At 64.4% G+C, this 19,302-nt stretch carries 16 protein-coding genes; 7 read left to right on the plus strand and 9 right to left on the minus strand.

Features of this window, described 5'->3' with window-relative positions:
• The first annotated feature begins 18 nt into the window (after positions 1 to 18).
• Positions 19 to 1,080: a bifunctional DNA-binding transcriptional regulator/O6-methylguanine-DNA methyltransferase Ada gene (gene ada, locus ACNFHO_RS15835; RefSeq protein WP_416766831.1), complete on the plus strand. Its 1,062-nt coding sequence runs from the start codon at positions 19 to 21 to the stop codon at positions 1,078 to 1,080.
• A 54-nt stretch (positions 1,081 to 1,134) separates the two neighbouring features.
• Positions 1,135 to 3,537, plus strand: a complete 2,403-nt coding sequence (locus ACNFHO_RS15840; RefSeq protein ID WP_416766832.1) for a DUF3772 domain-containing protein — start codon at positions 1,135 to 1,137, stop codon at positions 3,535 to 3,537.
• A gap of 156 nt (positions 3,538 to 3,693) precedes the next feature.
• Here ACNFHO_RS15840 and ACNFHO_RS15845 read toward each other — a convergent pair whose 3' ends face one another.
• The 6 genes from ACNFHO_RS15845 to ACNFHO_RS15870 all read right to left on the minus strand — a co-directional run bounded on the left by ACNFHO_RS15845 (position 3,694) and on the right by ACNFHO_RS15870 (position 10,387).
• A complete protein-coding gene (locus tag ACNFHO_RS15845) occupies positions 3,694 to 5,124 on the minus strand; it encodes an aldehyde dehydrogenase family protein (protein WP_063542876.1) in 1,431 nt (476 codons plus the stop codon).
• A 13-nt stretch (positions 5,125 to 5,137) separates the two neighbouring features.
• Entirely contained in the window at positions 5,138 to 6,637 is a 1,500-nt protein-coding gene (locus tag ACNFHO_RS15850) for a purine-cytosine permease family protein (RefSeq protein ID WP_416766833.1), read from the minus strand.
• 85 nt (positions 6,638 to 6,722) lie between these two features.
• Positions 6,723 to 7,112, minus strand: a complete 390-nt coding sequence (locus tag ACNFHO_RS15855) for a YybH family protein (RefSeq protein ID WP_063542880.1) — start codon at positions 7,110 to 7,112, stop codon at positions 6,723 to 6,725.
• A gap of 132 nt (positions 7,113 to 7,244) precedes the next feature.
• A complete protein-coding gene (locus ACNFHO_RS15860) occupies positions 7,245 to 9,035 on the minus strand; it encodes a hypothetical protein (protein ID WP_416766834.1) in 1,791 nt (596 codons plus the stop codon).
• Between the two features lie 28 nt (positions 9,036 to 9,063).
• A complete protein-coding gene (locus ACNFHO_RS15865; protein ID WP_416766835.1) occupies positions 9,064 to 9,774 on the minus strand; it encodes a hypothetical protein in 711 nt (236 codons plus the stop codon).
• A 133-nt stretch (positions 9,775 to 9,907) separates the two neighbouring features.
• Positions 9,908 to 10,387 carry an Lrp/AsnC family transcriptional regulator gene (locus tag ACNFHO_RS15870; protein ID WP_063542886.1) on the minus strand — a complete coding sequence of 160 codons (480 nt, stop codon included), beginning with the start codon at positions 10,385 to 10,387 and terminating at the stop codon, positions 9,908 to 9,910.
• Between the two features lie 226 nt (positions 10,388 to 10,613).
• Between ACNFHO_RS15870 and ACNFHO_RS15875 the strand changes: the two genes are divergently transcribed.
• A complete protein-coding gene (locus ACNFHO_RS15875; protein WP_054895481.1) occupies positions 10,614 to 11,081 on the plus strand; it encodes a hypothetical protein in 468 nt (155 codons plus the stop codon).
• Between the two features lie 43 nt (positions 11,082 to 11,124).
• Positions 11,125 to 13,833: an alpha-ketoglutarate dehydrogenase gene (gene mdeB / locus ACNFHO_RS15880; RefSeq protein WP_416766836.1), complete on the plus strand. Its 2,709-nt coding sequence runs from the start codon at positions 11,125 to 11,127 to the stop codon at positions 13,831 to 13,833.
• 61 nt (positions 13,834 to 13,894) lie between these two features.
• On the opposite strand, the gene ACNFHO_RS15885 is transcribed toward mdeB, so the two are convergent.
• On the minus strand, positions 13,895 to 14,404 hold the full coding sequence (locus ACNFHO_RS15885) for an Lrp/AsnC family transcriptional regulator (protein WP_414154778.1): 510 nt from the start codon (positions 14,402 to 14,404) through the stop codon (positions 13,895 to 13,897).
• 157 nt (positions 14,405 to 14,561) lie between these two features.
• Between ACNFHO_RS15885 and ACNFHO_RS15890 the strand changes: the two genes are divergently transcribed.
• The 3 genes from ACNFHO_RS15890 (at position 14,562) to ACNFHO_RS15900 (ending at position 17,223) form a co-directional block, all read left to right on the plus strand.
• On the plus strand, positions 14,562 to 15,578 hold the full coding sequence (locus tag ACNFHO_RS15890) for a 1-aminocyclopropane-1-carboxylate deaminase (protein WP_414154779.1): 1,017 nt from the start codon (positions 14,562 to 14,564) through the stop codon (positions 15,576 to 15,578).
• A gap of 124 nt (positions 15,579 to 15,702) precedes the next feature.
• On the plus strand, positions 15,703 to 16,278 hold the full coding sequence (locus ACNFHO_RS15895) for a TetR/AcrR family transcriptional regulator (RefSeq protein ID WP_054895485.1): 576 nt from the start codon (positions 15,703 to 15,705) through the stop codon (positions 16,276 to 16,278).
• Positions 16,279 to 16,344: 66 nt separating this feature from the next.
• On the plus strand, positions 16,345 to 17,223 hold the full coding sequence (locus tag ACNFHO_RS15900; protein WP_416766837.1) for an SDR family NAD(P)-dependent oxidoreductase: 879 nt from the start codon (positions 16,345 to 16,347) through the stop codon (positions 17,221 to 17,223).
• 17 nt (positions 17,224 to 17,240) lie between these two features.
• Here the strand turns inward: ACNFHO_RS15900 and ACNFHO_RS15905 are convergent, their stop codons facing one another.
• The gene (locus ACNFHO_RS15905) at positions 17,241 to 17,567 is read right to left on the minus strand and encodes a 4Fe-4S dicluster domain-containing protein (RefSeq protein ID WP_054895487.1); all 327 of its coding nucleotides are present in this window, start codon (positions 17,565 to 17,567) and stop codon (positions 17,241 to 17,243) included.
• Entirely contained in the window at positions 17,564 to 19,186 is a 1,623-nt protein-coding gene (locus tag ACNFHO_RS15910; RefSeq protein WP_416766838.1) for an FAD-dependent oxidoreductase, read from the minus strand. The genes ACNFHO_RS15905 and ACNFHO_RS15910 overlap by 4 nt, the downstream gene beginning before the upstream one ends.
• Between the last annotated feature and the right edge of the window lie 116 nt (positions 19,187 to 19,302).

A 19,302-nucleotide genomic window follows, 5' to 3' on the forward strand; every position in this document is an offset into this window, starting at 1 on the left:
ACCCCAGAGGCCCCGCCCATGCCAGCCACCCCGTACAACACCGATGCCGCCCGCTGGCAGGCCGTCCAGGCCCGCGATCCAGAAGCGGCCGGTCACTTCGTCTATGCCGTGCGCACCACGGGCATTTATTGCCAGCCAGGCTGCAAGTCGCGCATGGCCAAGCGCGAAAACGTCGAGTTCTTCGATGATGCCGTCGCTGCCGAAGCCGCCGGCTACCGTCCGTGCAAACGCTGTACGGCAACCCTCGCCGACCCTGGCGCCAGGCGTACCGCGCTGGTTGCGCGTGCCTGCCGGCTGATCGAATCCCACGGCAGCGCGCCTCAACTCGAGCAGCTGGGTGCTGAACTGGGTGTCAGCCCCTTCCACCTGCACCGCTTGTTCAAGGCCGAAACCGGCCTCACACCCAAGGCCTATGCCTCGGCCTTTCGTGCCAGACGCTTGCGGGAGGGGCTGGAGCAGGCTGGCAGCGTCACTGACGCGATCTACGACGCAGGCTACAACTCCAACAGTCGCTTCTATGCCAGCGCGGGCCAGCGCCTGGGCATGCAGCCGCGTGAGTACCGGGCCGGCGGCGTGGGCGCGACCATTCGTTTTGCCCTTGGCCAGTGCTTTCTCGGGGCGATCCTGGTGGCGCAAAGCGAGCGCGGCATCTGCGCGATCCTGCTCGGCGATGACCCGCAAACGCTGCTCGAACAGTTGCAGGACCAGTTCCCCAAGGCCCATTTCATCGGTGGTGATCCTGCTTTCGAGCGCCTGGTTGCCGAGGTGGTGGGTTTTGTCGAGCAGCCGTCGCTGGGGCTGCAACTGCCCCTCGATGTACAGGGCACCGCCTTCCAGGAGCGTGTCTGGCAGGCGCTGCGCGAGGTACCGGCGGGCGGCCGGGTCAGCTACAGCGATATCGCCGAGCGCATCGGCGCACCCAAGGCGGTGCGTGCCGTAGCCCTGGCCTGCGCAGCCAACCGCATTGCCGTGGCAATTCCCTGCCACCGAGTGGTACGGCGTGACGGCGATGTCAGTGGCTATCGCTGGGGCGTGGAACGCAAGCGTCAGTTGCTGGCGCGAGAAACGGTCATCACCTGATCGCCGCGGCAGCGTAGAATCCTCCGCCTGTCGAGCTGTATAGAGGGGATTTCGATGAGGCGTATGAGCCTTGAGCGTTTTTACGTGGGAATTTTGGCATTGTTGCTGTGGGTGGCGATGCCTGCCTGGTCGGCACCGGCCACGCCGGTATCGAGCCTGGCCGCTGCCGAACAGCAGGTGCTGGACGAAGATGCCAGCCTGGATCAGTTGAGCGACCGGCTCGACCAGATCCGCCAGGGCGTGACCAGCAATGCCAATGACGATCTGCTCTCGCAACTGCGTCAGTCGGCGCTGCAGGTTCAGCGCCAGGCCGATGCCCTGGCCACGCAGCGTACGGCGGATGTCGCCCGGCTGGATGATCAGCTCAATGTGCTCGGGCCGGTGCAGCCCGAGGAGCCCGAGAGCCTGACGCGCCAGCGCCAGCAACTGGACAGGCAGAAAAAGGCCCTGGTGGCCGAGCAGACCGAAGCTACCCAGCTCACCCAGTCGGCGCGTGACCTGTCTACGCAGATCGTCAACCTGCGCCGCAGCCTGTTCAACTCGCAGATCACCAGCCGCGCCGCCAGCCCGCTGAGCCCGGCGTTCTGGTCGAGCCTGATCCGTCCTACCGATGAAGACGTGGCGCGCCTGCGCGACCTGCGCGGCGAGGCGGCAGATGCTGTGGCCAGTGCCCTCAGCGCCGAGCACCGCTGGTTGTTCATCACCGCGCTGGTCGCTGCTGTGCTGGTCTGGACCTTGGTGCGCAAGGTGCTTGAGCGCCTGCTGGCCGATGCGATGATCCGCTGGCTGCCCGAAGGCCGCTTGCGCCGCAGCGCCCTGGCCTTGAGTGTGGCGCTGGCCACCCTGGCGACCATCGCCGGGTCCGTGTCGCTGCTGCGCTGGGGCCTGGAAAGCAGTGCCGAGTTGGGCGCGGATCTGGCCAGCCTGACCAACCACGTCCTTACCCTGGTGGTGTTCAGCGCCTTCATTTCTGGCCTGGGCCGCGCCATGCTGATGCTGCAACGTCCGTCCTGGCGCCTGCCGCCGATTCCCGACGAAGTGGCCAGCGCCCTGGGCTGGTTCCCGCAGGCCCTGGCCCTGGCCTTGGTGCTGCTGCTGACCCAGGAGCGCATCAACAGCGTCATCGGCACTAGCCTGGCACTGACCCTGGCCACCAACGGCCTGACCGCGCTGGTAGTATCGCTGCTGTTCGTTGCTGTGCTGGTGCGCTATCGCCGCACTCGCCGCCAGCATGGGCTGGAGCGCCCGGCGGGCCTGGCGGGTCTGATCCCGTTCGTGGTGGTGGTGTGGGTCATCGCGATCCTGCTGGCGCTGCTCACCGGCTACCTCACCCTGGCCTACTTCCTGACCGCCAAGTTGCTGTGGATCAGCGTCGTGGCGGTGTGCGCCTACCTGCTGGTGACCGTGTTCGGCGACCTCTGCGAAACCTTGCTGTCGCCGCGTCAGCCCGGTGGGCTGGCGCTGGCCTCGGCGCTAGGCCTGCAGCAGCGCCACCAGGCCCAGGCCAGCACGGTACTGGCCGGTATGGGTCGGACCGTATTGCTGTTCATCGCCGCGTTGCTGGCCTTCATGCCCTCCGGCACCAGCCCCGGCGAGCTGCTGCTGAGCCTGGCCGACTGGGATGGTAGCGGTGGCAAGATCCTCGGCAATCTGAACATCGTGCCCCAGGATATCTTCCTGGCGCTGGCGATCTTCTTCGGCGGGCTGTTCGCCATCCGTGTGGTCAAGCGCTGGCTGAGCGAGCGTCTGTTGCCGGAAACCGACATGGACGCTGGCATGCGTGCCTCTTTGGTGACGCTGGTTGGCTACCTGGGCTTCCTGTTCCTGGCCATGCTGGTGATGTCGACCCTGCACATCAACCTGACCAGCCTGACCTGGGTGGTCAGTGCGCTGTCGGTGGGTATCGGTTTCGGTTTGCAGCAGATCGTGCAGAACTTCATCTCCGGCCTGATCCTGCTCACCGAACGTCCGGTGAAAGTGGGCGACTGGGTCAGCCTGGCGGGGGTGGAAGGTGACATCCGGCGCATCAACGTGCGCGCCACCGAGATCCAGATGTCCGACCGTTCGACGGTGATCGTGCCCAACTCGCAGTTCATCTCGCAGAACGTGCGCAACGTCACCATGGCCAACGCCCTGGGGGTGGTCGGTGTGACCCTGACCCTGCCACTGGAGACCGATGCCAACCACGTGCGCGAGCTGCTGCTGCAGGCCTATCGCGACCACGAGGCGATCCTCGATGCCCCGGCGCCGTCGGTAACCTTCAAGGATTTGACCGCCAGCGGCATGGTGCTCAGCGCCAGCGGCTACGTGGCCGGGCCGCGGCAGGTGTCGGGCGCGCGCAGCGACCTGCTGTTCGCCATTCTCGGGCGCCTGCGCGAGGAAGGCATCGCACTGTCGTCGCCGCAGAGCATGGTGTTGCTGCAGGAAGGGACGCGGGCGGCCGACGAGTCGGTGTGACACAAATGGGGCCGCTTTGCGGCCCATCGCGGGACCAGCCCGCTCCCACAGATTTAGTGGGATATCCGTCCACCCTCTGGGCATGCCCCGATCAGTGTGGGAGCGGGCGGGTCCCGCGATGGGCTGCAAGGCAGCCCCAACTGCATCACCGAGACCTCAGCCTACGCACCGCGTCACGTGCTTCACCGAGAGATACCCCGACAACCCCCAAGGCCCAAGCTCGCGCCCGATCCCGCTGCCCTTGGTGCCCCCCCATGAAGTTTCGACGAACACCGCCTGCACCGAATTGATCCATACATGCCCGACCTCCAGCGCATCGGCCACGCGCTCGGCGCGTTCGAGGTCCGCTGAGCAGACCGTGGCTACCAGGCCGAAGCGGCTGTCGTTGGCCTGGGCGATCGCTTGTTCCTCGGTGGTGAACCGGCGTGCGCACAGCACCGGGCCGAAAATCTCTTCGCTCCACAAGCGGCTGGTCTCGGGCACATCGACGTACAGTGTCGGACTGACGAACCAACCCTCTGCGTCCAACGCCTTGCCTCCGGCCAGGCACTTCAGCCCTTCCTCGCGCGCGGTGGCGAAATAGCCGGCGACCTTGAGCCACTGCGCCTGGCTGGTCAGCGGTCCCATCTCCACTTCCTCGACCAGCGGGTTGCCTACGCGCAGTTTCTCCAGCGCCGCCTGCAGCCGTGGTAGCAGCGTGTCGGCGATACCGTCCTGCACCAGCAGGCGCGAGGTGGCCGAGCACATCTGCCCGGCGTTCCAGGTGATGCCGGCGACAATCCACTCCACCGCCTGGTCTGGGTCGCAGTCGTCGAACACAACGATCGCCGACTTGCCGCCCAGCTCCAGTGTCACTGGCCGGCACTGGGCTGCGGCGCTACGCATGACCTGGCTGCCGACGGCATTGCTGCCGGTGAACGACAGCTTGTCCAGGCCGTTGTGGCCACTCAGCGCCGCGCCGGTCTCGGCCTTGCCGTTGACGATGTTCAGCACCCCGGCCGGCAGCCCAAGCTGTTGGGCGATCTGGCCGTAGGCCTGTTCGATCAGTGGGGTGATCTCCGAAGGCTTGAGCACCACGGTGCAGCCGGCGGCCAGGGCCGGGGCGAGCTTCCAGGCGCTGGTCACCAGCGGGAAGTTCCACGGCACGATCAGCCCGACCACGCCGACGGCTTCCAGGCGGGTACGCGCGGTAAAGCCTGGAGCGGCCAGGGGGACGTCGCGGTTCTTCTGCGGCAGTTGTTCGGCGAGCTCGGCGTAGTAAGCGAAGGTTGCCACCGCGTCGTCCAGATCGATCTCGGCCTCGTGCCGTGGCTTGCCATTGTTGCGCATCTGCAGCGCAATCAGTTCTTCGCGGCGGGCACCGAGTTGCTCGGCAAATCCGCGTAGCAGGGCCGCGCGCTCGGCGGCCGGGCGGCTCTTCCAGGCGGGCAGGGCACGGCGTGCGGCTTGCACCGCCTCGTCGACCTGGGCGCTGCTGGCCGATCTCAGCTCGGCGAAAGGTGCGCCCAAAGAGGGATCGTAGACGCTGATGCTGTCGTTGCCTTGGCCTTCGACCCAGCGGCCGTCGATGTAATGGGGAGTGGTCATGGTCGGGTTCCAGTCAGGCCATTTCGGCAGTGGTCACGGGTGTCACGGGAGCGCTTTTGCAACGTACCCAGCGCGGGCCGCGCGGGCCGTAGACACCGGCAGGTTCGGGGAACAGGTTGAGCAGGATCAGGTACAGCACGCCGGCGATGCCGAGGGTGACCGGCAGGCTCAGGTCGATGCCGCCAGCCAGGTCCCCGAGCGGGCCGACGAACTGTCCCGGCAGGTTGACGAAACAGAGGCCTACGGCGGCGCTGGGGATCCAGGCGCCCATGCCGCGCCAGTTCCAGCCGTGCAGGAACCAGTAGTGGCCACCACGCTGGCCGCGGGTGAACACTTGCAGGTCGTCGGCGTGGTAGAAGCCACGGCGGGTGATCAGGCCGAGGATCATGATCACCATCCACGGGCTGGTGCAGGTGATGATCAGTACGGCGAAGGTCGATACGCTCTGCACCAGGTTGAAGGCGAAGCGGCCGATGAAGATGAAGGCGATTGCCAGCACACCGATCAGCAGGGTGGCGGCCGCGCGGCTGAGCAGGCGTGGGAACACGCTGGACATGTCCAGCCCGGTGCCATACAGCGCGGTGGTGCCGGTGGACATGCCGCCGATCACGGCAATCAGGCACACCGGCAGGAAGAACCAGGCCGGCGAGATCGCCAGCAGGCCGCCGACATAGTTGTTGGCGGCGATGTAGTCCGGCGCCTGGCTGGCCACCAGGGTCGCGGTGCACAGACCGAACAGGAACGGGATCAGGGTCGCGGCCTGGGCCAGGATCACCGCCAGCATGATGCGCGATTTCGGGGTCTGGCGCGGGATGTAGCGTGACCAGTCACCGAGGAACGCGCCGAAGGACACCGGGTTGCTCATGGCGAGGATCGCGGCGCCAACGAAGGCGGCCCAGAAGCCCGGCTGGCCGAGGTTGACGCTGCCGGCGAAGCTTGCGTCGAACGGGCCGGCGAAGGCGACGATGCCGAGCAGGAACAGCAGGCTCGAAGCCCATACCGCAATCTTGTTGACCCACAACATGAAGCGGAAACCAAAGATGCATACCACCAGCACCAGCACTGCGAACAGGCCATAGGCCAGACCCAGGGTGAGGTCGGTTTCGGGCAGCCCGACCAGGCGCTTGGCGCCGCCGATCAGGGCATCGCCCGAGCTCCACACCGACAACGAAAAGAACGCCACGGCGGTCAGCAACGACAGGAACGAGCCGACGATACGTCCGTGCACGCCGAAGTGCGCACCGGACGAGACGGCGTTGTTGGTGCCGTTGAGTGCGCCGAACAGCCCCATGGGGGCAAGGATCAGCGAACCGACCCCGACGCCGAGCAGGATCGCCCACAGCCCTGCCTGGAAGGACAGCCCGAACAGTACCGGGAAGCTGCCGAGCACCGCGGTGGCGAAGGTATTGGCACCGCCGAAGATCAGGCGGAACAGGTCAAGCGGGGTGGCGTCGCGTTGATCGTCGGGGATCTGTTCGACGCCATTGGTCTCGATACCGGTCGAGTGGCTCATGGTGATGCTCCAGCGCGAGTGTTGTTGGCCTGTGGCAGGCTTTGTTGTGGGTGCGATGGCAGTGCGGCAAGGCCGTTGTCGAAAGTCAGGTGCAGGAGGCGACCGACAGGTGTTCATGGCACGCCAGCCAGCGCTCGCCTTGCAGGCGGAACACGATGGTCTCGCGCTCGTTCAGCGCCTGTTCCTGCTCGGCAATGCGAATGCGTGTGGCCACGTCGTGCATGAAGATCGCCAGATCGCCCTGCAGGCTCACGTGGGCATTGCTCGACGCGCAGTCGAGCACGGCAAAGCCGTCGGCTTGCCACTGAGCCCAAAGGTCTTCATAGGCGCGCCGAGACAGCAGCGGGTGGGGCAGCGTATGGAACAGGAAGGTGGCGTCTTCGCTGAAACAGGCGAAATAGCGGGCGGTGTCGTTACTGGCAAAGGCGTCGACGAGGTCGGCGGCAGCTTGCCGTACCTGGAGGGTCTGGTCCACGGGAGTGGCCTCACGGTTATTGTGATTGTGGTGAGGCGATTCTGGAGAGACGTGCCAAGGGGAAAAATCGGCGGGGGCAAATAATCAGTTCACGATTTTCTGAACTGATTATTTGCCCCCGCCGGGCGGCCATTAATCGGCGTTGAGTTCGTTACGGTAGTTTTCCAGGTACACCTGACGCTCGTGGCTGGCGGCATTGCGATCGGCTGCGATCATGTCCAGCTTGCCCGCCGCCTCGGTGAGGTAGGCGGGCAGTTCATCGTTGGTGATGTACTTTCCGGACAGTTTGTTGAGCTTGCTCCAGCCGTCCTTGAATGTCAGGGCGAAATGATCGGAGACAATGCCGACGGCGATCCACTGCCCGGTCTGGCTGATGAAGAATGCGTCGGTGGACTCACACAATTGCGAAAAGAGGTAGTCGCGGTTCGAGTCGATGTCTTCGGCATCTTCGAACTCTTCGATCTGCTCTTGGGCATCCTGGCGGATGACCTCCATGAAGTCGCAGAACGAGCGGAAGAAGAACGCTATTTCCACGACGATTTCACGGGTGCGCTTGAGGGCGCTCACGCTCAGGTTCAGTGACCTGATCGCCAGCTCGATGATCTCCTGCTCGCTGCCCTTGCCTGCCATCAGCACGGAAACTTCCAGCAGTTCGGCTGCCTGTTCGCGCCTGGCGGTCTCGTACTTGTCGGCATTATCGAGCATCTGCAGCTGCATCTGGCGCAGGTTGTTGGCCTGTGCCCGGCTGGCATCGCTGATATCACCGGCTGCCGAGGCCAGAGTCTGGAGCGCGGACTCCAGTGATCCAAGGTGCTCCTTGGCCTCCTGGTACTTGGCCTTGGCCTTGACCAGAAGCCCTTCGGCTTCGGTGATCCGGTTCTCCAGCACCTTGAGTTTGCCGGTGTCGGCCTCCTTGCCTTTCTGCGCCTGATAACCTGAGATCGACGTCTGCAGTTTGTCCACCTCCTCCTTTATCAACGCCAGTTCGGCGCGATGCTCGGAGCGCTCTTTCTTCAGGCGGATGAGGTCGCCAGTGGCGTTGCCCTGGGCACCGTTGGCGCCTTTTCCGACGCCTGCGGCGACTGAGGCAGCGGCGACCAGAGACGAGCTGCCGCCGCTGGCAGCCATGGCCGCCAGTGGCATGGCGGCCGATATCACCTGCGCAGCACCACGCAGGATGCCTGCCCAGAAGGCGCGCTCCTCGGAAGACTTGGCTTGATTTGCATAGTCGCGGGCGAGTGACTCGTAGCGCTTGACCTGTTGTTGCATGTCGGCTATCAGCGATTCCAGTTGTTTGCTGCGAGCCTTGTGCTGAAGAATTTCCTGGCGAATTTTTTCGTTGGCCTCAAGTGTCGTGCTCAAGGCCATTTCGCTGCTGGCAGTCACTTCGTGGGTGTCATCGATGATGCAATCGTAGCGGTCGACGATGGTTTGCAGGCTCGCGTTGACCGCCATGGCCGAGTTTTTGATCTCGTTGGCCATCTCCATCAGTTCTTTGTTTACGAAGCGCTTGATCTGCGCGATGTCACCGGTTTCCTTGGCGGCGGTCCAGCCGGTCAGGCCGCGGTTGAGCTTTCGGGTGAGACGGCTGGCGGCATTGCTGGCGGCCTTGATCTGGCGTTCGCTCTCCTGCTGCGCTTTGATCAGGTTGTTCATGATGCTGCTGATCTTGACGCGGATGTCGCCGTTGCGTTGGGGCGTGGTGTTGTAGGCGATGTAGAGCAGGTCGATGGCGTGGTCCGTATCGATCTTCGCGCGTGATGAGTCGTAGGAGCCTTCGATCCTGTTCACATAGTGAGTCACGAGCGGGCTGTCGACGGTTGGCAGGTTCAACGGTTGGGATGCGCCATGGGTTGCCAGTTCCTGACGGATGTTTTTTTCGATCAGGGCTCTGCGGCTGATGAATGGGGTAAGTTCAGACATGGTGGACCTCTTCTGTGAATTGGGAGAACTATCCAGCGGGGGCGTGGAACCAGGGGGATGTCTGTTGCCCGAATCCAGGGGGGGCTGTTGCCGCGCAGTCGTCGATCCATGCCATCGAATAGAAGGCAACGTCACTGAGCGGTGACCAGAGCGTTTCGAGCAGCGCATGGGTGTCGTCGAGTGCCGACTTCAGCGAAGGATGCAGAGGCAGGACCTCCTCGGCGTAGCACTGAGGGCCGCGTTGGGGGTGTTCACAGTCATGGCGTGCGGCGGTGAATGCGTCCAGTTGCTGGAGTAGGGCACTCTGTTGTTGGCGGGTGCTGCTGAGTGCCGGTTTCATCACCGTCAGGTTGCGCTCGTCGAGCCGGGTCGAGTGGATGGCGCTCTGGTTGTTCCAGATTTCGTTTTCAAGCGCTTCCAGACGTATGCGGTGCTCAGGGCGCCACGACACTTTTTCGTAGTCCTGGCGCTCTTGGTCCAGCTGCTGGTGAAGGTGTGCTATACGACGTTCGATTTCGGGAATCTGTCGCAGCCTTTCACCCATGGTGGGCTCCAGGCCATGGATCTTGTCGATGAGCAGCCGCTCAAGACTCTCCAGATGCGGTGCGCATTGTTCGGCACGGCGCTCCAGTTGCAGGGTCTCGGCCTGCGGGTCGGCAGGCTGTGCACTGGCGAGCCCGGTGTACAGCAAGGCCACCGCCAGAACCGGCAATTGCATGGATGCTTTGATGAGTGGCATGGGACGCTCCGTTCTTGGGGGAAGCGGAGCGTCTTCGACGAACCGCTCCCGGCATTAGAGCGTCGGGGCACAGCTCGAAAAAGAAGGAATGGATGCACGCCTGGGACGGTTTACCAAGGCGGGTGGCGTTGCCTCAGATCGAGATGAGACCGCCGGACTTCACCTCGTTGAGCACGAAGAACGTGCGCACTTGGCGCACCCCAGGCAGGGCGATGATCTGCGTATTGTGCAGATGGTTGAAGGCCGGCAGGTCACGCACGCGGATCTTCAGGAAGTAGTCCACATCCCCCGCCACCAGCCAGCATTCCAGCACCTGCTGCAGGTTGCGCGCGGCCGCTTCGAACGCGGCGAAGCTCTCGGGGGTGGAGCGATCCAGCACCACGCCGATGAGCACCACGGTGCCCTGCTGCAGCACGTTCGGATCGACGTGGGCATGCACCCCCTTGATCACGCCCGCATCGAACAGCCGTTTGGTGTGGTTCCAGCACGCGGTGGTGCTCAGCCCGACCTTCTTCGCCAGTTCCGCGTTGCTGATTCGGCCGTTGGCTTGCAGTGCGCGCAGGATCTTGCGTTCGTGGGTGTTGACCTCGATGGGCTTGGCGGGTTCTTTCATCGCGTTTCCTCGGTCTGGTGTGTAGCCCGCTTGCCGTCAGGTTTGTGCGGTTGCCGGGATGATTGCCTGCTTTACGAAGCCATGACGGGACAGCCTTCAGTTGGGGCTTGAAGCTTGGAAGGTTGTTCCTGTTCAAGGGTAAGAATAGGTATGAAATTCAATCGTGCGCTGAGTATCGTTCTGGAGCAGGTTTCATGCGCACAGACCCGACGAGAGGGAGCAGGCCATGCTGACGATTTCCAGGTTCGCAAGGTGGGTGAAGGCGCCATCGCAGGACGTGGCGGTGGTGGTGGTGTCCAGTGCAGCGTTGCCCGAGATTCTGAGCATCGGGTTGCACGCTGCGCTTGAGGGCTGGAACGAAGTTGCCCATCTGCACGTGCAGGACATGGACGGCCTGCAGGCCAACTGGCTGGCAGCAGGCGATGGGCAGCGCACGCTTGCCGCCGAGTCGGCGTGCGAGGCCAGCGCCCTGTTGCGAGCGGTCTCCAAGCGTTGCTACCTGCTGGACCTCGAGAGCGACGGGCAGGTGCGCCTGGCATGGCTAGGCTCAGTGTGTGGCCATGAGCTGCGCTGCCTGCAGCTCGATCCCGCGCTCAATCGCCAGGGCTCGCCCGTGACACAGGTCGAGCAGGTCGTCGATGTCGCGCGGATGCTGGTCAAGCGAATTCTCGAGGAACGTTTCCTGGCGGTCTGAAACCGTCCCCCTCCAACAAGTACACCGAGGTGCAAGTGCTGTCATGAGCATCCATCACGCTGCAGGATCGTTGCGCGAGCCGTCCGCCGAGGACGACACCGACACCCAGGGCCTGGACGAGTGGCGCGACGCGTTACTGTCGCTGCTCGAACACGAAGGCGCGCCGCGCACGCGGGCTCTGCTCGACAGGCTTGCGGCGCTGGCGCGGCATCATGCCGTGGGCTGGCAGCCAGGGCATGGCACGCCCTATATCAACAGCATCGGCGTCGAGCAGCAGCCGGCCTTTCCGGGCGATCTGGCGACCGAGGAACGTCTGGCCTCGATCATGCGCTGGAACGCGCTGGCCATGGTGGTGCGCGCCAACCAGGCCTACGGCGAGCTGGGCGGTCATATTGCAAGCTACGCCAGTGCTGCCGACTTGTTCGAGGTCGGCTTCAACCACTTCTTCCGTGGCGGCGATACGCCGGGCACGGGCGACCTGGTGTTCTTCCAGCCGCACTCTGCGCCGGGTGTCTACGCCCGGGCCTTCCTCGAAGGCCGCTTGCAGGTTGAGCAGCTGGAGCACTATCGGCAGGAAATCAGCGCCCGGCGCCGCGATGTGCAGGGCCTGTCGAGTTATCCACATCCCTGGCTGATGCCTGATTTCTGGCAGTTTCCGACCGGCTCCATGGGCATCGGGCCGATCAGTTCGATCTACCAGGCGCGCTTCATGCGCTACTTGGAGCACCGCGGCCTGCGTCAGGGCGCTGGGCGGCGCGTGTGGGGGGTATTCGGCGACGGCGAGATGGATGAACCGGAAAGCATGTCGGCGCTCACTCTTGCGGCGCGCGAGCGCCTGGACAACCTGGTGTGGGTGGTCAACTGCAACCTGCAGCGCCTGGACGGCCCGGTACGTGGCAACGGGCGCATCATCGATGAACTGGAGGCACTGTTCAGCGGTGCTGGCTGGCGGGTGATCAAGCTGGTCTGGGGATCGGATTGGGATGGCCTGTTCGCCCGCGATGCAAGCGGCGAGCTGGAGCGCACGCTGTCGGCCACCGTCGATGGGCAGTTTCAGACCTTCGCCGCCAAGGATGGGCGCTACAACCGCGAGCATTTCTTCGGCCAGAGCGAGGCGCTGGCCCGGATGGCCCAGGGCATGAGCGACGAGCAGATCGACCGGCTCAAGCGCGGTGGTCACGACATGGTGAAGATCCATGCCGCCTACCATGCCGCCCAGCAAGGCGATGGTCGCCCGACCGTGGTACTGGCGCAGACCAAGAAAGGCTACGGCATGGGGGAGGCGGGGCAGGGCAAGATGACCACGCACCAGCAGAAGAAGCTCGACCGCGAGGCGCTCATGGCCTTCCGCGATCGCTTCAACCTGCCATTGAGCGATGAGCAGACCGAGTCCCTGGCCTTCTACAAGCCCGCCGACGACAGCCACGAGATGCGCTACCTGCATGCACGTCGCCAGGCACTGGGCGGTTACCTGCCGTCGCGACCACGCCAGGCCGAGGGGCTGCCGGTGCCAGCGCTGTCCAGCTACGCGGCGTTCGCCACCCAGGCCGATGGCAAGGAAATGTCCACCACCATGGCCTTCGTGCGCATGCTCGGCGGGCTGCTCAAGGACCGCCAGCTCGGGCCGCGGGTAGTGCCTATCGTCGCCGACGAGGCGCGGACCTTCGGCATGGCCAACCTGTTCAAGCAGATCGGTATCTATTCCAGCGTCGGCCAGCGCTACGAGCCCGAAGACATCGGTTCGATCCTCTGCTACCGCGAGGCGCTGGACGGGCAGATCCTTGAAGAAGGCATCAGCGAGGCGGGGGCGATCAGCTCGTGGGTGGCGGCGGCCACCAGTTATTCCGCCCATGGCCTGCCGATGCTGCCGTTCTACATCTACTACTCGATGTTCGGCTTCCAGCGCATCGGCGACCTGATCTGGGCTGCCGCCGACCAGCGCGCCCGTGGTTTCCTGCTGGGCGCTACCGCTGGGCGTACCACCCTGGGTGGCGAAGGGCTGCAGCACCAGGACGGCCACAGCCTGCTGATCGCCTCGACCGTGCCCAACTGCCGTGCCTACGATCCGGCGTTTGCCGGTGAGTTCGCGGTGATCCTCGACCACGGCATGCGGCGCATGCTCGAAGCGCAGGAAGACGCGTTCTACTACGTCACCCTGATGAACGAAAACTATCCACAGCCAAGCCTGCCGGATGGGGTCGAAGGCGATATCATCCGGGGGCTCTACCGGTTGGAGCAGCACATGCCGGAGGGGGCAACTGGCAAGGTACGGTTGCTGGGCTCAGGCACGATCCTGCGCGAGGTGCAGGCGGCGGCACGCCTGTTGGCACAGGACTGGGGCGTGGCCAGCGAAGTGTTCAGCGCCACCAGTTTCAGCGAGCTGGCGCGCGAGGCACGGGAGGTGGAGCGCTGGAACCGGCTGCATCCGCAGGAACCGGCGCGGGCCAGTCACTTGGTGCAGTGCCTGCCCAAGGGCGCGCCGGTGATCGCCGCGACCGATTATGTCTGCGCCTGGCCGCACCTGGTTGCGCCGTATGTGCAGGATCGTTTCGTTGCCTTGGGCACCGATGGCTTCGGGCGCAGCGACAGCCGTGAGCAGCTGCGCGGCTTCTTCGAGGTCGACAGCCGCCAGATCGTGCTGGCGGCGCTTTCGAGCCTGGCCGATGAAGGTGTGTTGCAACGCCAGCGGTGTGCCGAAGCCATCGCGCGCTATGGCATCGAGGCTGAGGCGCCAGTGCCTTGGGCGTGTTGATCACCGATTGCGCTGTTCTCTTTGCGGGCTTGCTGGCGAAAAGAACAGCGCAATCTCCCCTCTACAACACGATTCGTGTCGTCGAAAGCACCTGGCGCAAGCCCATGAACGATCGGATCTGGCGTACTCCTGGCAGGTACAGCAACTGTTCGGCGTGCAGGCGGTTGAAGCTTTGGCTGTCGCGTGTGCGCAGCAACATGAAGTAGTCGAACTCCCCCGTCACCACATGGCACTCCATGCACCCGGAGACCTTCTGCGCGGCCGCTTCGAACGCGGCGAAGGATTCCGGGGTCGAGCGGTCGAGCACCACGCCGATCAGCACCACCATCCCAGCATCGAGACGTTCGCTGTCCAGTAGGGCGACGATGCCCTTGATCAACCCCGCCTGCTTCAAGCGTTCGACCCGTCGCAGACAGGCCGGGGCGCTGAGCTTGACCTTGTCGGCCAAGGCTACGTTGGCGATCGAGGCGTCCTGCTGCAGGGCTCGCAGGATCGCGCGGTCGATACGGTCTAGCTGTGGCGGGCCGGAGAGTGACGGCCTTTTTTGCTCGCGCTCATTTGTTGCTTTCAATGTTTGAGCCTCACAACAAAGTGATGTGAAATCATCTTTCAATAAAACAATAGCTCGAAATTCATGGAAAACTTGCAACCCGTTTTCTGGCCAACCTCCCTAGCATTGACGCTATCGGAGCCCGCGATCCGCGCGTTTCGCAATTGGGAGCACAGCCATGAATCTGAGTCGCTACACGCGTTATCCGCTGACCTTCGGACCCTCCCCAATCACCCCGCTCAAGCGCTTGAGTGCCCACTTGGGAGGCAAGGTCGAGCTCTATGCCAAGCGCGAGGACTGCAACAGCGGCCTGGCTTTTGGTGGCAACAAGACACGCAAGCTCGAATACCTGATCCCTGAAGCGCTGGCACAAGGCTGTGACACCTTGGTGTCGATCGGCGGCATCCAGTCGAACCAGACGCGTCAGGTCGCCGCAGTGGCCGCGCACCTGGGCATGAAGTGCGTGCTGGTGCAGGAAAACTGGGTGAACTACTCCGACGCTGTGTATGACCGCGTCGGCAATATCGAGATGTCGCGCATCATGGGCGCCGATGTGCGGCTCGACAGCGCGGGCTTCGACATCGGTATCCGCCCCAGTTGGGAGCAGGCAATGGCGGATGTTCGCGCCAAGGGCGGCAAGCCGTTCCCGATTCCGGCAGGTTGCTCCGAGCATCCCTACGGCGGGCTGGGCTTTGTCGGCTTTGCCGAGGAGGTGCGCCAGCAGGAGGCGGAGCTGGGCTTCAAGTTCGACTACATCGTGGTCTGTTCGGTCACCGGCAGCACCCAGGCGGGCATGGTGGTCGGTTTTGCCGCCGATGGCCGCTCGCAGCGGGTGATCGGCATCGACGCGTCAGCCAAACCGGAGCAGACCAAGGCACAGATCCTGCGCATCGCTCGTCACACCGCCGAGCTGGTAGACCTGGGGCGCGAGATCACCGAGGACGATGTGGTGCTCGATACCCGCTATGCCCATCCCGAATACGGGCTGCCGAACGAGGGCACGCTGGAGGCGATCCGCCTGTGTGGCCGATTGGAGGGTGTTCTGACTGACCCTGTGTACGAGGGCAAGTCGATGGCGGGGATGATCGGTAGGGTGCGTGATGGGGAGTTCCCCGAAGGTTCGCGGGTACTGTATGCGCACCTGGGCGGCGTACCGGCGCTCAACGCCTACAGCTTCCTGTTCCGCAACGGCTGATCGGTGACGCTGCCGTGCTCTTTGCTGCGCTGGGTCGGCAAGGGTACCGCAGGTCGGGAGGGCTTGCGTTGGAGGCGAATATGAATATGATTGAGCGCTCACTCAGTTAAGTGTCCACATCGCCATGGCCCGTCCCCGCAGTCACGACAAGCGCAACGCCATCCTCGCCGCCGCCAGCCAGGCGCTCGCCGAGGATGGCCTGAGTGCCACTACCGCGCGCATTGCGCGGCTGGCGGGTGTGGCCGAGGGGACAGTGTTCACCTACTTCGAAAACAAGGACGTGCTGCTCAACGCCTTGTACCTGGAGCTCAAGGCTGGTCTGCGCCTGGCCATGATGGCTGACTTTCCCCGTAACGCGACGGCCGAGGCCGCTATTCGACATGCCTGGAACGGTTACGTCGACTGGGGTATCGGTAGCCCTGCGGCACGCGAGGCTCTGCGCCAGTTGAGTGTCAGCGGACGCATCGATGCCGAGCACCGTGCCGCAGGCAGCGAGGGTTTCGATGAGGTGGGGGCACTGCTGCGCGAGCGCACCGCTTCCAGCGGGTTGCCGGCAGAGCAGGCGCAGGCGTTCTATGGCGCGATGTTCGTGTCCATGGCCGAGACAGCCATGGAGTTCATCAAGCAGTCACCCGATCAGGCCGAGGCTTATCGTACGGCTGGATTCAATGCCCTGTGGGCGGCCCTTGGGGGGCGCTGACAGGTTTTTTTATACTTTTTAAATGAGTGATTAATCACTCATATGCATCGGCGAAGGAGTCGAATCATGTCCAAAGTCTGGCTTGTAACCGGTGCGGCCCGTGGCCTGGGTCGCTCCATCAGTGAAGCAGTACTGCGCAACGGCGATGTTCTGGTCGCTGGCGCCCGTGACCCACGGCGCCTGGACGATCTGGTGGCGCAGTACGGCGAGCAGCAGGTGCGGGTCGTCGCCCTGGACGTCACCGACGAGCAGGCCGCGCAGGAGGCGGTGCAACTTGCGCTCGATGCCTTTGGCCGCCTCGATGTGCTGGTCAACAATGCGGGTTATGGCCATACCGCGCCGTTCGAGCAGATGGCTGCGGATGACTTTCGTGCGCAGGTCGAGACCAACCTGTTCGGTGTCGTCAACCTGACGCGTGCAGTTCTGCCGGTGATGCGCAAGCAGCGTAGCGGCCATATCTTCCAGGTGTCTTCGGTGGGGGGGCGCACCTCGACGCCCGGCCTTTCGGGCTACCAGGCGGCCAAGTGGGCGGTGGGTGGTTTCAGCGATGTGGTGGCCAAGGAAGTCACGCCGCTGGGCATCCAGGTCTGCACCCTCGAGCCCGGTGGCATGCGCACCGACTGGGCGAGCGAGGCCAAGCGTCCGCTCGAGGGCATGCTGGAAGACTACGATGTGACCGTCGGCCATGTGCTGCGCCTGCTGGCGGGCTACGGTGGCAACGAAGTGGGTGACCCGCAGAAAATCGCCGAACTGATCGTGCAGTTGTCGCGCCGCGACGACCTGCCGTTGCGCCTGCTGCTCGGTGGCGATGCGTTGTACGTTTATGGGCTCGACGAGCGCGCGCGTGCCGAAGAGCTGGAGCAGTGGCGCGAGACAACGCTCTCGACGCATTTCCCCGATGCCCAGTTGCCCGCCGGCATGGACGGCCTGAAACGGCGCAGGTGAGCCCGCGCCGAGCGCCCCTAGATTCCCTTGATGAACTGGTAGCTTTCATCGAGGGCGGCGGTCGAGTGACGCCCCTTGCCCCAGCCGAGGGCTTCTCGGTAACCGCCGAGCAGGCCCTGTGCGGTCAATTGCTGTTCGTCCACTGCGGCCTGTTCATCGGCCAGTGGCGAGACGAACAGCGCATCTTCCGGGCAGTAGACCTCGCACATGAAGCAGGTCTGGCACTCGGATTGCCGCGCGATCAGCGGTGCCTGGCCGGGCACCGCTTCGAATACGTCGGTCGGGCATACCAGCACGCAGATGTTGCAGCCGGTGCAGCGGTCGGCACTGATCAGTTCGATCATGCGGCTTTCTCCGGCAGCAGGCTGTGGTCGGCGGGGCCGAGTGTTTCGCGTGCGGTCCAGACCTCGTCGAGGCCGCCGCTGATGAGGCGGTGACGCTGCTCGGGGTCGAGCCGGGGATAATCGTCGCGCCGGTGCATGCCCCGGCTTTCGGTGCGGGCCAGGGCGCTGCGGTACATCCAGCGTGAGGTGGCGAGCAGGGCGGCCGCTTCACGGGCGCGCAGCAGGTGTTCGGGGGTGGCGGGCGCGGCCTGGCGCAGCTGCTGCCACAGCGGGTCGAGGCGGCCAAGCGAAGCGTCGAGTCGGTCGCCCTGGCGGAACCAGTTGCGTTCGTACGGGAAGACTTCGGCCTGGACGGCGCGGATCGTCGCTTCCGGGTCGAAGGCATGCTTGCCTTGCCCTCGCAGCCCGACCGTACCGGACTGTAGCAGGCGGCGCATGGCGCTGCCGCGCTGGTCGCGGGCGAATTCGGCGGCCCCGGCCCCGGCCCATAGCCCGGAGGACAGCGCCCAGGCGGCGTTACGGCTGCCGCCGCCGGTGAAGGCGCCGCAGATGAGTTCGCGGGTTGCAGCATCGCCAGCGGCATACAGCCCGGGTACCGAGGTGGCGCACTGGTCGTTGCAGATACGCAGGCCACCGGTGCCGCGCACGGTGCCTTCCAGGCGCAAGGTCACCGGGAAGCGATCGCTGAACGGATCGAGCCCCATGCGTTGGAAGGGCAGGAAGAAGTTTGGTTGCGCCGAGCGCATCCATTGGCGGGTAGAGGCATCGGCGCGGTCGATGCAGGCGAACACCGGCTCGTTCATCAAGGTCTTGGCGATCACACCGCGACCACGCGCCGAGCCTGCCCCTTCGATCTCACGGCCATCGGCATGGTAGAACGTGGCCCAGGAGTACAGTGCCGACTTGGTCACCGAGGCGAAGGCTGGCCCCAGGCCGTAGGCATTGGAGAACTCCATCCCGGAAAACTCCGCGCCTGCTTCGGCAGCCATCAGGTGGCCGTCGCCCGTCAGCACATTGCAGCCCAGCGCTTTGCTGAGAAAAGCCACGCCACCGGTGGCCAGCACTACTGCCCCGGCACGCACGCTCCAGCGCTGCTGCTTCTGCCGGCTGATGCCGGTGGCGCCGCTGACCTGGCCGTGCTCATCGACCAGCAGTTCCAGCGCCGGGCTGTGATCGAGAATGCGCCCACCTGCCTGTTTGACCCGCTTGCGCATCAGGCGCATGTACTCGGGGCCCTGCAGCGACACCCACCGCTGGCGGCCCTGTTCGCCCACCGGGAACGGATAGCCCCATTCGGCGAGCAACTCCAGATTGCGCCAGGTCTGCTCCAGGACGCGATCCATCCACCGCGGCTCGGCCAGCTCGCCGCCCATGGCATAGCGGCTCGCTTTGGCGACCTTGCGGGCTTCGGCCTCCGGCGCCACACACCACACGGCAGTGCCGGAGGGCGCAGTAGCCCCGGAGGCGCCGCAATAGCCTTTGTCGACCAGAATGACCTTGGCGCCCTTTGCGGCAGCGCCGATCGCCGCCCACGCGCCGGCCGGGCCGCCACCGATCACCAGCACATCGGCGCTGTACTCGCGTTCAGTTCCTGAAGTGTCTTCTTTCGCAATACTCATGGTGGCTGTCCTGCTGCATCCGGAGTAACGGCAGTAGATATTCCAGAAGGTTATTAAAATATAAATATTTGTTTGCTTTGGTTCTTTAAGACTAAGATTCCCCACCCGCATACACA

This window comes from Pseudomonas sp. NY15374 (assembly GCF_048068255.1).
GTDB classification, from domain to species: Bacteria; Pseudomonadota; Gammaproteobacteria; order Pseudomonadales; family Pseudomonadaceae; genus Aquipseudomonas; species Aquipseudomonas machongensis.